Source organism: Maricaulis alexandrii (genome assembly GCF_005871165.1).
In the GTDB taxonomy this organism is placed as follows: domain Bacteria; phylum Pseudomonadota; class Alphaproteobacteria; order Caulobacterales; family Maricaulaceae; genus Maricaulis; species Maricaulis alexandrii.
The window spans coordinates 25,793-40,197 of sequence record NZ_SWKP01000009.1 but is presented as its reverse complement, the minus strand read 5'-3'; the positions used below and the strand labels follow the sequence as shown (position 1 = coordinate 40,197).

Genomic DNA, 14,405 nt, shown 5'->3' with positions numbered 1-14,405 from the left:
CCCCCGAATACTGGCCCGGACTGTTTAGCGCCGGACGACGCTGAGATAGGCGGGGTCCAGCGAGACACTGACCCGGTCCCCTTCATGGAGCGGTGAGGGCGAGGCCGTGTGCGCATGCCAGTGCGTGTCGCCGCCCTCTGCCGGGGCAAACTCGAAGACCAGATGCGTGCCGGCCGAACGGCGGCGCGTGATCGTAAAAGTGCCATCCTCCGCCAGCGACAGGCCGAAGGCTTGCGGTCGGATCAGGGCGTGGACGGTTTCGCCCTCGTCGAACCCGTGGGCATCCACGGCCCCGAAAGGCGTATCGGCCCGGCCGGTCTCGACCGTGCTTTCGATGATCTCCACATCGCCCAGCAGCCGGGCGGCCACGGCGCTGACCGGACGCATCCAGACCTCGTCCGGCGTGCCGGTCTGGATGACGCGGCCGGCATCCATCAGGGCCAGCTCGTCGGCGACGGCCATGGCCTCTTCGGCATCATGGGTGACGATCATGGCGGTGGCACCGGCAGCCTTGAGGGTCTGGACGGTGCGGTCGCGCAGCTCGTGGCGCAGGCGGCGGTCGAGACCGGAGAAGGGTTCGTCCAGCAGGACCACGGCCGGAGACGGCGCCAGGGCGCGCGCCAGGGCGACGCGCTGTTGCTCGCCGCCGGAGAGTTCATGCGGGAAAGCCTTGGCCTTGTGGCCCAGCTCGGCGGCTTCCAGCTGCGCCTGGGCGATGTCCTTCGCATCCTTGCCCTTCAGGCCGAAGGCGACATTGGACAGGGCGTCCAGATGCGGGAAGAGGGCGTAATCCTGGAACACCATGCCGACACGGCGCGTTTCCGGCGGGATATGGGCCCCGTGGCCGCTCCACACTGTGTCACCGAGGCGGATTTCCCCGCCATCGAGACGCTCCAGGCCGGCAATCGCGCGCAGGAGGGTGGATTTGCCGCTGCCGGAGGGGCCGAGCAGGGCGGTGATCCGGCCCGCATGCAGGTCGAGATCGGCCGAGGCCAGGGCGGCCTGACCCTTCTTCACATAGCGGCGCTGGGCACCGCGTACGCTCAACACTGTCTGCGTTTGGCTCATCCCGTCCCCGAAGGCGTTCGCGTTCTTGAGAGATAGCGCGCCACGAAGATCATGGGAATGAGGGCGACCAGCGGGATGAGGAGGGAGGGCAGTGCCGCCTCGCCGAGTCGCTCATCGGCCGCGTAATTGTGCGCGATGATGGCCAGCGTGTCGTAGTTGAACGGCCGCAGGATCATCGTTGCCGGCAATTCCTTGAGCACTTCGACAAAGACCAGAAGGCCGGCCGAGCTGACGCCTGCGGCAATCAGCGGCCAGTGCACGCGCCACAATCTTTCCCGTGAGCCGGCGCCCAGCGTCCGGGCAGCGCCATCCAGCGCCGGTGTCACCCGGCCCAGCGCGGCCTCGGACGGGCCGATGGCGGCGGCGGCAAAGCGGGAGAGATAGGCAAAGATCAGGGCCGCGGCGCCGCCGGTCAGCAGGATCGGGAAAACCTCGCCGGTCAGGGATTGCCAGGCCGGGTCGATCAGGCCCTGCGTGCCCGACAGGATGGCGATCACGCCGACGGCGGCCACGGCGCCCGGGACGGCATAGCCCAGTCCGGCCGCGCGAGCCGACACGGTCGCCATCACCCGGCCGCCGCGCAGGGCATAGGCCGTGGCCATGCCGAGAATGGCGGCGCAGACGGCGCTGATGGAGGCCAGGGTGAGGCTGTGGAAGGTGGCGGCGACCAGCCCGGTGGCGGGCAGTTCATTGAGCGCCAGCCAGGCCAGCCGGGTCAGCGGGATGATGAGGCCCAGTGCGAGCGGGGTCAGGCAGGCCAGCGTCGCAAGCCCGGCCTTCCAGCCGGTCAGTTCGAGCCGCGGAGCGGGCTTGTGCTTGCCGGAGGCGGCCGTCGTGCGGGCGCGGCGGCGCTGCATGCGCTCCAGGCTGAACACGACCAGGGCGATCGCCACGAGGATCAAGGAGAGGCGCGCCGCATCGACCAGCGAGCCGGCCCCGCTCCAGGCCCGGATCAGGCCGATGGAAAGCGTGGGGGCGCCCAGATAGGAGACCGTGCCGTAATCGGCGAGGCTCTCCATCATCACCAGGGCGACACCGGCGGCGAGGGCCGGACGGGCCATGGGCAGGGAGGTGCGCCAGAAGGCGCTCAGCGGCCCGGCTCCCAGTGTACGGGCGGCATTGTAGGCGTCGGCGGACTGGCCGGTGAAGGCGTCGCGCGCGAGCAGGAAGATATAGGGATAGAGGACCAGGGCAAACATCAGGCCCGAGCCCCAGCCGCCGCGCACGGTCGGGAAGAGACCCCCCGTCCAGCTGTGCAGTGGACCGCCGGCCTGGGACAGGTCCAGCCAGGCATAGGCGGCGACATAGGCCGGTACGGCGAGGGGCAGGATCAGCACCCAGGAGAAGAGTTTGCGACCGGGAAATTCGGTTCGCGCGATCAGCCAGCCCAGACCGGTCCCGATCAGGGCGGCGCCTCCTGCGGCGACCAGTCCGACATAGGCGGAATAGATCAGATAGACGGGCAGGCGGGTGCGGGCGAGGTGGAGAAGATAGTCATCGCTCTGCCCGGTCAGGGCGATCCAGGCGACGGCAAAGACCGGAGCGGCGCACACAAGGGCAGCCAGGATCGCCAACGCGGTTGCGCGATCCGGCCAGACCCCCTTGTGTGCGCCCGCCGTCACTATTGCCAGCCGACGCGGTCGAAAATGCGCTGGGCGGTGGCGTTATGGTCGCCCAGTTCGGAGACATTCCGCTCGTCCGCGACGAAGGGCATCATCGCGTCCAGGGTCGGGTTCTCCCATTCCGCTTCGGGCATGACCGGGATCTCATTGGTCATTTCGGCGAACATGCGCTGGGCCTCATCGCTGAACAGGAAGGCGATCAGTTCACGGGCCTCGTCCGGGTGTGGCGCATTCACCGCGATCCCGGCACCGGAAATGTTCACGTGCGCGCCGGACGTTTCCTGGTTCGGGAAGAGCAGGGTGACGGCGTCGGCGGCGGCGCGGTTGGCAACGTCACCGGACTGGGTCATCAGCGCATAGTAATAGTGGTTGGTGATGGCTACATCGCAATCGCCGGCGGCGACGCCGATGATCTGGGTGATGTCACCGCCCTGCGGGGCGCGGGCCATGTTGCTGACAATGCCGGCGGCCCAGGCTTCCGCGGCCTCTTCGCCCGAGCGGGCGATGATGGAGGCGAGCAGGGACTGGTTATAGGCATTGCCGCTCTCGCGCACGCAAACCCGGCCTTCCCAGCGCGGATCGGCGAGGTCTTCATAGGTGGTGATCTCGCCCGGCTGGACGCGCTGGTTCGAGTAGGCGATCACGCGCGAACGCTTGGCGAAACCGATCCAGTAGCCGTCCGGGTCGATGAGATAGTCCGGCACACCGGCGGCGAATTCGGAGAAGTCGGTTTGCGCAAACAGGCCGGCTTCCTCGGCCCGGTGCAGGCGGGCGGCGTCGACCGTGATGATGACGTCGGCCGGGCTGCGGGCACCGTCGGCGCGGACGCGCTCGATCAGCTGGTCACCACTGGCCTCGATCAGATTGATTTCGATCCCGGTGGTTTCGGTGAAGGCGGCATAGACGGCGGCGTCACTGCGATAGTGGCGCGCGGAATACACATTCACCACCCGGGGCGCATCACTGGCACCGGTCTCTCCCGTCTCGGACGTGGAGGGGGAGCAGGCGGCCAGCAGGCCGGCGAGGACGCCGGCGGCGGCGAGGGAGATGGCAGACTTCATGAAAACACCCCTTGGCTCTTTCTGTCCCGATACCCAGTGCCATTGTTGAGAATTCTTCGCAAGAAGAGCGTGCAGGGATTCCCGCTTTCTGACCTGCGGTGTGCTGTCGCGGGTGGAAAAGCCGAAAATTTTTTTGTTGCATAAAGAATGCGGAATCCGGGCGCAAAACCGGCCGGATTGCGGCGGCCCCTGCCACACTTGCCCACGCAGGTCGAGAGAGGGCGGTTTCCGCCCCCGGTGCGAAAGTGGGAGAATGTTGCGTGAAAGGTGGAAATGGTGGGCGATACTGGGATTGAACCAGTGACCCCCTCGGTGTGAACGAGGTGCTCTCCCGCTGAGCTAATCGCCCGATCCATGTCGGAAGGCGCTCGTATAAGCAGGGTCCGATGACCGGTCAACTACATGTGGAAGTTGAACTGCATATCAGGCTCGACCGGGGTGCGACAACTTGCCACACCGTCATGCACTCGTCATATGCAGCCGGCCCATATATCAGCCCTCCCCAAGCTGGAAATGCGGCCCTCGGGTCGATTCCTTCAATCACCCGATTGGACGTTAATCCCGGCCGGAGTAGCCCCGGCCGCGTAGGAGGTTTTGTTCATGAGCAATGATCTGTGCACGCCCGAAGGTGCTCGCCGTCTTAAAGCGCGAATTGAAGCCTATTGGGCCGAGCGCGGCTATGATGTGAGTGTTGATCTCGTCGACGCCGGCTTCATGCCGGCCATGCGCTCCGCGCGCACCGACGTCCGTTCCAACCTGGTCAATGGCATGCCGACCCGGCCGGCCAATGACACGGGCCGCGAACGCCGCACTGCGTAAGCATCTCGCCTAGGCGCGCCACAGATCGGCCAGCGCCTGGGGTACATCGCGAAAAGCATGAATGACCCGGCCGGCTCCCAAGGAGCCGGCCGGTTTTTCACTATAGCCATAGCTCAGAATGACGCTGGGGATGCCGGCCGCGGCCGCTGACTCCACGTCCGGTGCACTGTCGCCGACCAGGGCCCCCCGCTCATGTCCGTCGCCCAGCGCATCGCGCACATGATCCGGCGCCGGTTTTTTCGCCGTCGTGCGTTCCGGCCCGATGATGCGGGTGAAGTGGCGCGTCAGGCCCAGCTCCTCCAGAACCTTGTCCGACAGCACGCTCGGCTTGTTGGTGCAGACCGACAGGCTCGCTCCCTGTTCCGCCAGCCAGTCCAGCGTCGCTTCGACCTCGGGAAAGACGCGGCTGTCCACGGTGGCCGCCTGGCCGTAGATCTCGATGAATTCCTTCACCCGGCTTTCCGGGTCTTCCAGCGTCCGGCCCTCGCGCTCGAAGGCGCGCTGGAGCAGGGCGAGGGCGCCGCGTCCGACCATGGCGCGGACATCCGACAGCGGCACGGGGGCGAGGCCGAAGCGCTGGGTGACGGCATTGAGGGCGCGCACCAGGTCCGGTGCCGTGTCCACCAGGGTTCCGTCCAGATCAAAGGCGATGGCAGCCTGCCGGAACAGTCCGGCGTCGTCGCGCGTCAGCATGGTCTTCCTGTCTCCGTGCGTTCTGCCGCACCCCTGCGGCACCAAAGCATGGTTACGTGCTTGGGTCCGATAGGCTATAGCGCCTGACAGACACGCCTGAAGAATCGCTCCGGAAGCCCGAACCCCATGTCTCAATCCCGCGCTGCCATCATCCTTGCCGCCGGCCAGGGCACCCGCATGAAGTCGAAGACTGTGAAGGTCCTGCACCATGTTGGCGGTCGCGCCATGCTGGACTGGACCGTGGATCTGGCGCGCCAGTGCGAGGCGGACACGATCGTGACGGTCTATGGCGCCCATTCTCCCGCCGTGAAGGACGCGGCCGAGGCGCTGGGCACGGCGACCGCCTTGCAGGACCCACCTCTGGGCACTGGTCATGCCGTCCTGGCGGCTCGCGAAGCGCTGGCCGGGCAGGACGGTCAGGCGATCATCCTCTATGCCGATACGCCGCTCATCACGCCGGACACGGTGGCCAAGGTCTTCGCGGCCCTGGATGAGGGCGCAGCGATTGCCGTGCTCGGTTTCGAGCCGGAGGATCCGGCGGCCTATGGGCGTCTGATCCTGGCGCCGGACGGCACGCTGGACCGGATCGTGGAATACAAGGATGCCGACGAGGATGAACGCGCCGTGCGCCTGGTCAATTCCGGGGTCCTGGCCGCGCCCGCGCCGCTCCTGCTGGACCTGCTCGATGAGGTCGGCAATGACAATGCCAATGGCGAATACTATCTGACCGATGTCGTGGGCCTGGCCCGCGCCCGGGGGCTGACGGCTCGTGTGGTCACCGCCAGTGCCGAAGAAGTTCTGGGCGTGAATTCCCGCGCCGACCTGGCTGAGGCCGAGGCCGCTTTCCAGGCGCGCAAGCGCACGGCCATGATGGCCGCCGGCGTGAGCCTGATCGCGCCCGACACGGTCTTCTTTGCCCATGACACGCAAAGTGCGGCCGATGTGGTGATCGAGCCGCATGTGGTTTTCGGGTCCGGGGTACGGATCGAAACAGACGCCGTGATCCGGGCCTTTTCCCGGCTCGAGGGCGTCACGATCGGCGCCGGCGCCGAGGTCGGCCCCCATGCCCAGCTCAGCGCCGGCATGGACGTTGCGCCCGGTGTCAGCGCCGGAAAAACTGGAAAGGCGTGAAAAACCGCAGCGGGAGAGGGCGCAAAGCTTGCGCACTTTTCCTATATCGGGGATGCCAATCAAGGCGTGACCGTCACGCGAGGCTCGCAAGGAGACAGACTCATGACCGTTATCGATCGTCCCGACACGATTGCGGAACGCCTGGACGACAAGGCGTTGTTCCGCACTGACAGCTTCATCGGCGGGGAATGGGTCTCCGGCGACAATCCGACCGATGTCATCAACCCGGCCAATGGCCAGGTGATCGCCCAGATCGGGGATGTCGGCGAAGCTGGGGCGCTCAAGGCCGTCGCCGCGGCGAAGACCGCCTTCGAGAGCTGGAAAAAGGTCTCGCCCTTCGAGCGCTCCAAGATCCTGATGAAATGGAACCAGCTGATCCTGGCGGCCCAGTCGGACCTGGCCAAGCTGATCACGCTGGAAATGGGCAAGACCTATCGCGAAGCCTTCGGCGAGGTCGTCTATGGCGCGTCATTCGTGGAATGGTCGGCCGAAGAGGCCAAGCGCATCCATGGTGAAACCCTGGACACGCCCTTCCCGGGCTCGCGCGGCTGGACGATCCGCCAGCCCATCGGTGTGGTCGGCTGCATCACGCCCTGGAACTTCCCGGTCGCCATGATCACCCGCAAGTGCGCCCCGGCCCTGGCCGCCGGCTGCACCATGGTCATCAAGCCGGCCCCGGAGACCCCGCTCTCTGCCCTGGCCCTGGCCGAGCTGGCCAAGCGCGCCGGCTTCCCGGATGGCGTGATCAATGTGGTCTGCGGCGACGCCCCGGCGATCGGCGGCGTGCTGACGGGGTCCGAAGATGTCCGCATGGTCGGTTTCACCGGCTCCACCGCGGTCGGCAAACTGCTGATGAGCCAGGCCGCCTCCACCGTGAAGCGTGTGGCCCTGGAACTGGGCGGCAATGCGCCCTTCATCGTCATGGATGACGCCGATGTGGAGAAGGCGGCCGATGGCATCATTGCCTCGAAATTCCGCGTCTCCGGCCAGACCTGTGTCTCCGCCAACCGGCTCATCGTCCAGCCCAAGGTCGCGGACCAGCTGGTCGCGGCGCTGGAAGCGCGCATTTCCAAGCTGAAGCCGGGTGACGGTTTTGCCGATGACAGTGATCTCGGTCCGCTCATCCACATGGGCGCAGTGGAACGGGTCGATGCCCTGGTCCAGCAGGCCAAAGAGGCCGGCGCCAAGATCGTGACCGGCGGCAAGCGCCTCGATGAGGAGCTGGGCGGTTCCTTCTACGCCCCGACCCTGATCGATGGCAGCACACCGGCCATGGATGTTGCCTGCAACGAGATATTCGGTCCGATTGCCTCGATCTACCGGGTCGAGAGCGAGGAGGAGATCATCAAGCTGGCCAATGACACGCCCTACGGCCTGGCCGCCTATATCTACACGCGCGATGTCGGCCGGGTGCACCGCCTGTCTGAAGGCATCGAGTACGGCATGATCGGCATCAATGCGCCGATGGTCGGCGCGGCCTCCACCCCGTTCGGCGGGATGAAGGAAAGCGGGATCGGCCGTGAGGGCGGCAAATGGGGCGTCGAGGAGTTCACCGAACTCAAATACGTCCTGCTCGGCGGGGTCGACGAATGAGCGCCCAGCGCCAGAAAGCCCACGCTGCCGCAGCGGCCCTGGACTATGTCGAAAACGGAATGACGCTGGGGCTGGGCTCCGGCTCGACCGCGGAGATTTTCCTTCGCCTGCTCGGTGAGCGGGTGAAGGAGGGGCTCGATGTCCGCGGCGTGCCGACCTCCCAGCGCACCGCCGATGTGGCGCGCGAGAACGGTGTGCCGCTGATCGAGGTGGATCATGTCGACCATATCGCCGTCACGATTGACGGAGCCGATGAGGTCGACGGGCATTTCCGCCTGATCAAGGGCGGCGGCGCCTGTCTCCTTCGCGAGAAGATCATCGCCCATGCCTCCGACCTGATGGTCGTGATGGTCGATGAGAGCAAGCTGGTCGATACGCTGGGCAAGTTCCCGCTGCCGGTCGAGGTCGATCCGTTCGGCTTCTCGCTGACCGCCGGCCAGATCTATGAAGCCCTCCGCAAGGCCGGTGTGAAGGCCCCGGATGTGCAATTGCGCCGCAAGGGTGACGGGCTGGCCCCTTTGATCACGGATGGCGGTCACTACATTCTGGACTGCGCCTGCGAAGCCATTCCCGACGCCCGCCTTGCCGACCAGTATCTCAAGGCGATCCCGGGCATGGTCGAGCACGGTCTCTTCATCGACATCGCCCGCGTGGTAATCGTCGGCGAGGACACCGAGGCCCGGGTCCTGGAGCTGTAGGTTTGCCGCTGGGCAGATTGACTGCAATCTCCTTGTCATCCCGGCCAAATGCCCCGCGCAGGCGGGGCGGCGAGCCGGGACCCATAAACGCGGATGTGCCCCAAAAGCGGGCGCAACCTGCATTGCGAACCGGTCGATGAGCGGAGCCATGGGGCCCGGATCTACGCCCGGCCCGAGGCCGGGCATCCGTCCGGGATGACAATCTGGTTGGTGAATTCTGACCGCAGAAAAAAAGACAGGTTTCGTCAGATGAGCAATTACGATTACGACCTCTTTGTCATTGGTGCCGGGTCCGGCGGCGTGCGCGCCTCCCGCATGGCCAAGATCCATGGCGCGGAAAAGGTCGCGATTGCCGAGGAATACCGCCCCGGCGGGACCTGCGTGATCCGCGGCTGCGTGCCGAAGAAATTCCTCGTTTATGCCAGTGAGTTCTCCAAGAGCTTCAAACTGGCCGAAGGTTTCGGCTGGTCCGTGGGCGAGACGGCGTTCGACTGGTCCAAGCTGATCCGCAACAAGGATGACGAGATCGGGCGCCTGTCCGGCATCTATGCCCGCAATCTGGCGAATACCGGCGTCGATCTGATCGAGGACCGGGCCGAGCTGCTGGATGCGCACACGATCAAGCTGGTGAAGTCCGGCCGCACCGTGACGGCGGACAAGATCCTGATCGCCGTGGGCGGCACGCCTTTCATTCCGGACATCGAAGGCGCCGAGCTGGGCATTACCTCGAACGAGGCCTTCGATTTGGAAGACCTGCCCAAGCACATCGTGATCGCCGGCGGCGGCTATATCGCCTGCGAGTTCGCGCAGATTTTCGCCGGGCTCGGCGTGGATGTCTGCCAGGTCTATCGCGGCGATACCGTGCTGCGCGGCTTTGACGACGACATCCGCTCCACCGTCCACGAAGAACTTGTGCGCTCCGGTGTGCGGGTCATTACCCATTCGGTCTTCGAGAAGATCGAGGATCTGGGCGAGGGGCAGAAGCGCGTCCATCTGGACAACGGCCAGCATGTCGATGCCGACGTGGTCATGTATGCGATCGGTCGTGTCCCGTACGTGGACGGTTTGGGCCTGGACAAGGCCGGTGTCGAGCTCGATCCGGCTGGTGCCATCAAGGTCGACGCCTATTCCAAGACCTCTGTCGACAATATCTACGCCGTCGGTGATGTGACCAACCGGGTCAATCTCACCCCGGTCGCGATCCGTGAAGGCGCGGCCTTTGCGGCCACGGTCTTCGACAACAAGCCGACCGCCTATGATCACAACGACATTGCGTCAGCGGTATTTACACAGCCGCCTGTTGGATCGGTCGGTCTCTCGGAGGCTGATGCGCGCAAAAAATATGCGCAGATCGATATTTACAAGACCTCATTCCGCCCCATGAAGCAGAGCTTCTCCAACGACGCCTCCCGCATGATGATGAAACTTGTCGTCGACGGGGAGACAGAGAGGGTGTTGGGCGTGCATATTGTCGGGCCGGATGCGCCTGAAATGATCCAGCTGGCCGGAATTGCCGTGAAGGCGGGCCTGACCAAGGATCAGTATGACGCGGCATGCGCCGTGCATCCGACAAGTGCAGAAGAGCTGGTGACCATGAAGGAGAAATGGACGCCGCCCGAGTTGAAAGCAGCTGAGTGATATGACCTGGTCTCCGAAATCCTGGCGGGAAAAACCCGTCATGCAGATGCCCACCTACAAGGATACGGCCGCCTTGGATGGCGTGATCGGCGAACTCGCCGCGCGTCCGGCGCTCGTTTTTGCCGGCGAGGCGCGCAAGCTGCGCCGCCAGCTGGCCGATGTCAGTGCGGGCAATGCCTTCCTCCTGCAGGGCGGCGACTGCGCGGAAAGCTTCAAGGACTTCTCGACCGAAGGCGTGCGCGACACTTTCCGTGTCCTGCTCCAGATGGCGGTTGTCCTGACCTTCGCGGCTTCCAAGCCGGTGGTGAAGGTGGGGCGCATGGCGGGCCAGTTCGCCAAGCCGCGCTCCTCGGACACGGAAACGGTCGATGGCGTCTCTCTGCCCAGCTATCGCGGTGACAGCGTCAATGGCGTCGAGTTCACGCCGGAAGCGCGCGAGCCGGATCCGCAGCGCCTGATCCGCGCCTATGACCAGTCCGCCTCCACGCTCAACCTCCTGCGGGCCTTTGCTTCGGGCGGTTATGCCGACCTGCACAATGTCCACCAGTGGACCCAGGATTTCGTCAAGGACAGCCCGGCGGCAGAACGCTATGCGGAAACCGCCGCGCGGATTTCCGAGGCGCTGGACTTCATGAAGGCCTGCGGCATCGGCCGGGATTCCACCCCGTCCCTGGAAGCCGTCGACTTCTTCACCAGCCATGAAGCGCTGCACCTTCCCTTCGAGGAAGCCCTGACGCGCCGCGATCCGAATACCGGCCAGTGGTACGCCACCTCCGCGCACATGATCTGGGTGGGTGAGCGCACCCGCCAGCTCGATGGCGCGCACCTGGAATATGCCAGCGGGATTTCCAACCCGGTCGGCGTGAAGTGCGGCCCGACCATGACGGCGGACGAGCTCCTGCCGCTGATCGACAAGATCAATCCGGACAATGAGGCCGGGCGTCTGGTGCTGATCGTTCGTCAGGGGGCCGACACGATCCGCCAGAACCTGCCGGCGCTGGCCCGCGCGGTGACCGAGGCCGGCCGCAAGGTCGTCTGGTCCTCCGATCCGATGCACGGCAATACGGTGAAAGCCTCCTCCGGCTACAAGACGCGGAATTTCGACCGCATTCTGACCGAGCTGGAAGGCTTCATGGATGTCCTCTACTCCGAGGGGGCCTATCCGGGCGGGGTCCATTTCGAAATGACCGGCCATGACGTCACCGAATGCACCGGTGGCGCCAAGCCCGTCACCGAAGCCGACCTGGCCGCGCGCTACCACACCCAGTGCGATCCGCGCCTCAATGCCGACCAGGCCCTCGACATGGCCTTCCGCATCGCCGAGAGCCTCAAGCGGGTGCGGAGCAACAATTCCGCTGCTGCGGCCTGACAGGCGCGCTGACAGCGAAACGAACAAAGGCGGAGCCTCGGCTTCGCCTTTTTTGTTTTCCGCGTCTTATCACGTGCGTCATCCCACGGTGCCCGCAGGGCATCCGGGGGACCTGAGCTACGCTGTCGGCAGGTTGGGAGAGGTCCCCCGGACAAGCCGGGGGATGACGGTGTTTTTGAGACGCTTGGCTGAACCGGGCTCTGCGGTCGTGGTGGCCCCTCAGCCCAAACAAAAACGCCGCCCGGTTGCCCGGACGGCGTTTCGTTCATCAGAACCCGAATGGACTGATTAGATGTCCTTCAGGGCAGCAGCCGGGCGGAAAGCCGCCTGGGTGCGAGCTTTGGACATCATTTTTTCGCCGGTGCGCGGGTTGCGGACTTCACGGGCTTCGCGGTGCTTGGCGTAGAAGGTGCCGAAACCAGCCAGCTGAACGCTGTCATTGCCTTTGACCGAGCCGATGATGGCATCGATCGCGGCGTCGACGGCTTCGCCAGCTTGCGTGCGGGACAGGCCCGTCTTTTCGCTGACGGCTTTGGCGAGATCAGACTTGTTCATAGGGTTCCCCCCAGTTGGCGCAGCGCCAGATGGTCACGGTCATCGTGACCGGCTGGTGTTGCCGCGTGTTCGTTGACCCCGCAAGAAGGCCGATATCCAAACCCGATTGCAAGCCAGAACAGGTGAATCGGGCCGGATTTACTGCAATTTCCTTGGGAGAACGGCCAAAACTCGCCTTCGGCCCCTCATTTGCGTACATTTCGGGGCATGTATCAGGGTGAACCAAAGCCTAACGCGGATATGACGAATCGTTCGATTCGCCTGCTCCCGTTCGCACTTGCAGCAGGATTGGGGGCTTATGCGTGCGCCATTCTCGCAGGTGCGGGAGAGACCTGGTCGCCGATTCTGGGGGCGATCGCGGGCGGCTGGACGCTCGGTCGGCTGATGCGCGACTGAGGCTCAGCCGAGAAGCGCCAGGCAGAGGGCGATGAAGGTGACCAGTCCGGCCCCGATGACGGCGAGGATCAAGGTGATGACGCTGTAGCCGATTGCGCGGCCAATGGCCTGGGCCCGCGTTTCCACGAGCACGCCCGGCGCCCCGCGAATGATCGTGATCGCATAGATGGTCGCAACCACCAGCATGAGCGGCAGGCCCAGGCCCGGCTCGATCGCCAGTAGCGGCTGGGACAGCAGGGCCAGCAGGGATCCGGTGGACAGGATGGCGAAGGTGATATTCAGCCGCCGCACCCAGCCCAGCGGATGGGTGCGCGTCTTGAGCAGGAAGAGGTTGAGCGCGGAGAAAGCGCCCACCAGGGGCGCGTGCAGCAGGGCAGCCCAGTCGCCATAGCGGCCCGTCATGGCCTCCAGCCAGGCCTGAAAGGCCTCCGGGCCCAGATCTCCGGTTCCGAAGAAGCTGTCCAGATCTTCCCGCGGCACCTCGGACAGCGTGCCGTACAGGATTTCGCCATAGCCGCCCAGGACCAGGGCGAGGATCATCTGGAGGCCGATCAGCGTCTGCCAGATCCGCACGGCGGGTGTGTAGGTGTGGTGATCGCCGCGGGCATAGGCGGCGAACACCCGGCCGGGAGACAGGACCAGGTCCCGAACCGTTCGCAAGCTCCGGAAGTTGAGGCCGAATATGTCTTCGGCCAGCTCTGCCAGATCGCTCTTGTGCGCCGGTTCGGGACCCGGTCCGGCCATCAGATCTTGACCAGCATCTTGCCGGTATTGGCTCCGGTGAAGAGGCCCATGAAGGCTTCCGGTGCCTTGTCGATCCCGTCCATGACGGTCTCGGCCAGCTGGATCTTGCCGGCGGCCATCCAGCCACCCAGCTCTTCCACGAAGCTCGGCATGAGATCGAAATGGTTGGAGACGATGAAGCCCTGGATCTTGAGTGACTTGCCGACGATCTGGGTGAGATTGTCGGGGATCATCGAGGCTTCGGTGTCGTTATAGCGCTGGATCATGCCGCAGGCGGCCATCCGGCCCATCGGCTTGAGCACGTTGAGCGCTGCCGTGAAGTGCGTGCCGCCGACATTCTCGAAATAACCGTCAATGCCCTTCGGCGCGACGGCCTGGACCGCAGCGGTGAGATTGTCGGTCGCCTTGTAGTCGATGACATGGTCGGCGCCGAGGGATTTCACGAAGTCGCATTTTTCCGGACCGCCGGCCGTGGCGATGACAGTGGCGCCCATCGCCTTGGCGAACTGGATGCCGGCGGTGCCGACCGCACCGGCGCCGGCGGACATCCACAGCGTCTCGCCTTCCTTCAGCCCGATGATGCGCTTGATCCCGGCATAGGCGGTCAGGCCCGGCATGCCGGCGAGGCCGAGATAGGCCTGGGCCGGCAGGAGATCGGTATCGATCTTGGTCAGCCCGTCACCGGAGGCCGTATAGGCTTCACGCCAGCCATGCATGGAATTGACGAAATCGCCCGGCTTGAAACGGTCATCCTTGGACTCGACAACTTCACCCACGGCGCCGCCTTCCATCACCTGACCCAGTTCGAACGGGCCGATATAGGTGCGAATGCCGCTCATCCGGCCGCGCATATAAGGGTCGACGGAGATGTAGTGGTTCTTGACCGTGACCTCGCCATCTTTCGGGGCCGGGACATCGACCTCGACCAGCGAGAAATTGTCCGGGCGCGGTTCGCCCTTGAGATATTCATTGAGATGGATTTCACGCGATTTCATCGGGATTTCCTTTGGTTGGGGGA

The 14,405-nt window shown here is 65.0% G+C and carries 13 protein-coding genes and 1 tRNA gene; 6 read left to right on the top strand and 8 right to left on the bottom strand.

Features of this window, described 5'->3' with window-relative positions:
• Positions 1-24 precede the first annotated feature (24 nt).
• The 4 genes from FCS99_RS13010 to FCS99_RS12995 all read right to left on the bottom strand — a co-directional run bounded on the left by FCS99_RS13010 (position 25) and on the right by FCS99_RS12995 (position 4,100).
• Positions 25-1,068: an ABC transporter ATP-binding protein gene (locus tag FCS99_RS13010; RefSeq protein WP_138513261.1), complete on the bottom strand. Its 1,044-nt coding sequence runs from the start codon at positions 1,066-1,068 to the stop codon at positions 25-27.
• The gene (locus FCS99_RS13005) at positions 1,065-2,690 is read right to left on the bottom strand and encodes an ABC transporter permease (protein WP_233352826.1); all 1,626 of its coding nucleotides are present in this window, start codon (positions 2,688-2,690) and stop codon (positions 1,065-1,067) included. Before FCS99_RS13005 ends, FCS99_RS13010 begins: the two co-directional genes overlap by 4 nt.
• Complete coding sequence (locus FCS99_RS13000; protein WP_138513257.1) at positions 2,690-3,751, bottom strand: extracellular solute-binding protein; 1,062 nt, start codon at positions 3,749-3,751, stop codon at positions 2,690-2,692. Before FCS99_RS13000 ends, FCS99_RS13005 begins: the two co-directional genes overlap by 1 nt.
• Positions 3,752-4,025: 274 nt before the next feature.
• Positions 4,026-4,100: transfer RNA gene (locus tag FCS99_RS12995), tRNA-Val, on the bottom strand.
• 251 nt (positions 4,101-4,351) lie between these two features.
• Between FCS99_RS12995 and FCS99_RS12990 the strand changes: the two genes are divergently transcribed.
• Positions 4,352-4,570 (top strand): phosphoglycolate phosphatase, encoded by a 219-nt coding sequence (locus FCS99_RS12990; protein ID WP_138513255.1) that lies wholly within the window; start codon positions 4,352-4,354, stop codon positions 4,568-4,570.
• Positions 4,571-4,579: 9 nt separating this feature from the next.
• Here FCS99_RS12990 and FCS99_RS12985 read toward each other — a convergent pair whose 3' ends face one another.
• Positions 4,580-5,263 (bottom strand): HAD hydrolase-like protein, encoded by a 684-nt coding sequence (locus FCS99_RS12985; protein WP_171036374.1) that lies wholly within the window; start codon positions 5,261-5,263, stop codon positions 4,580-4,582.
• 126 nt (positions 5,264-5,389) lie between these two features.
• Here FCS99_RS12985 and FCS99_RS12980 point away from each other — a divergent pair, with 126 nt between their 5' ends.
• From FCS99_RS12980 to FCS99_RS12960, 5 genes are all read left to right on the top strand, one after another.
• Positions 5,390-6,394, top strand: coding sequence for an NTP transferase domain-containing protein (locus FCS99_RS12980; protein ID WP_138513251.1), 1,005 nt, complete (start codon positions 5,390-5,392; stop codon positions 6,392-6,394).
• A gap of 102 nt (positions 6,395-6,496) precedes the next feature.
• Positions 6,497-7,987 carry an NAD-dependent succinate-semialdehyde dehydrogenase gene (locus FCS99_RS12975; RefSeq protein WP_138513249.1) on the top strand — a complete coding sequence of 497 codons (1,491 nt, stop codon included), beginning with the start codon at positions 6,497-6,499 and terminating at the stop codon, positions 7,985-7,987.
• The gene (gene rpiA, locus FCS99_RS12970) at positions 7,984-8,685 is read left to right on the top strand and encodes a ribose-5-phosphate isomerase RpiA (protein WP_138513247.1); all 702 of its coding nucleotides are present in this window, start codon (positions 7,984-7,986) and stop codon (positions 8,683-8,685) included. The genes FCS99_RS12975 and rpiA overlap by 4 nt, the downstream gene beginning before the upstream one ends.
• Positions 8,686-8,934: 249 nt before the next feature.
• A complete protein-coding gene (gene gor / locus FCS99_RS12965) occupies positions 8,935-10,323 on the top strand; it encodes a glutathione-disulfide reductase (protein ID WP_138513245.1) in 1,389 nt (462 codons plus the stop codon).
• A gap of 1 nt (position 10,324) precedes the next feature.
• The gene (locus tag FCS99_RS12960; RefSeq protein ID WP_138513243.1) at positions 10,325-11,692 is read left to right on the top strand and encodes a class II 3-deoxy-7-phosphoheptulonate synthase; all 1,368 of its coding nucleotides are present in this window, start codon (positions 10,325-10,327) and stop codon (positions 11,690-11,692) included.
• A gap of 288 nt (positions 11,693-11,980) precedes the next feature.
• Here FCS99_RS12960 and FCS99_RS12955 read toward each other — a convergent pair whose 3' ends face one another.
• The 3 genes from FCS99_RS12955 to FCS99_RS12945 all read right to left on the bottom strand — a co-directional run bounded on the left by FCS99_RS12955 (position 11,981) and on the right by FCS99_RS12945 (position 14,382).
• Positions 11,981-12,247: an HU family DNA-binding protein gene (locus FCS99_RS12955; protein WP_138513241.1), complete on the bottom strand. Its 267-nt coding sequence runs from the start codon at positions 12,245-12,247 to the stop codon at positions 11,981-11,983.
• Between the two features lie 399 nt (positions 12,248-12,646).
• Positions 12,647-13,387: a DUF3667 domain-containing protein gene (locus FCS99_RS12950; RefSeq protein WP_138513239.1), complete on the bottom strand. Its 741-nt coding sequence runs from the start codon at positions 13,385-13,387 to the stop codon at positions 12,647-12,649.
• On the bottom strand, positions 13,387-14,382 hold the full coding sequence (locus FCS99_RS12945; protein ID WP_138513237.1) for an NADP-dependent oxidoreductase: 996 nt from the start codon (positions 14,380-14,382) through the stop codon (positions 13,387-13,389). Before FCS99_RS12945 ends, FCS99_RS12950 begins: the two co-directional genes overlap by 1 nt.
• Between the last annotated feature and the right edge of the window lie 23 nt (positions 14,383-14,405).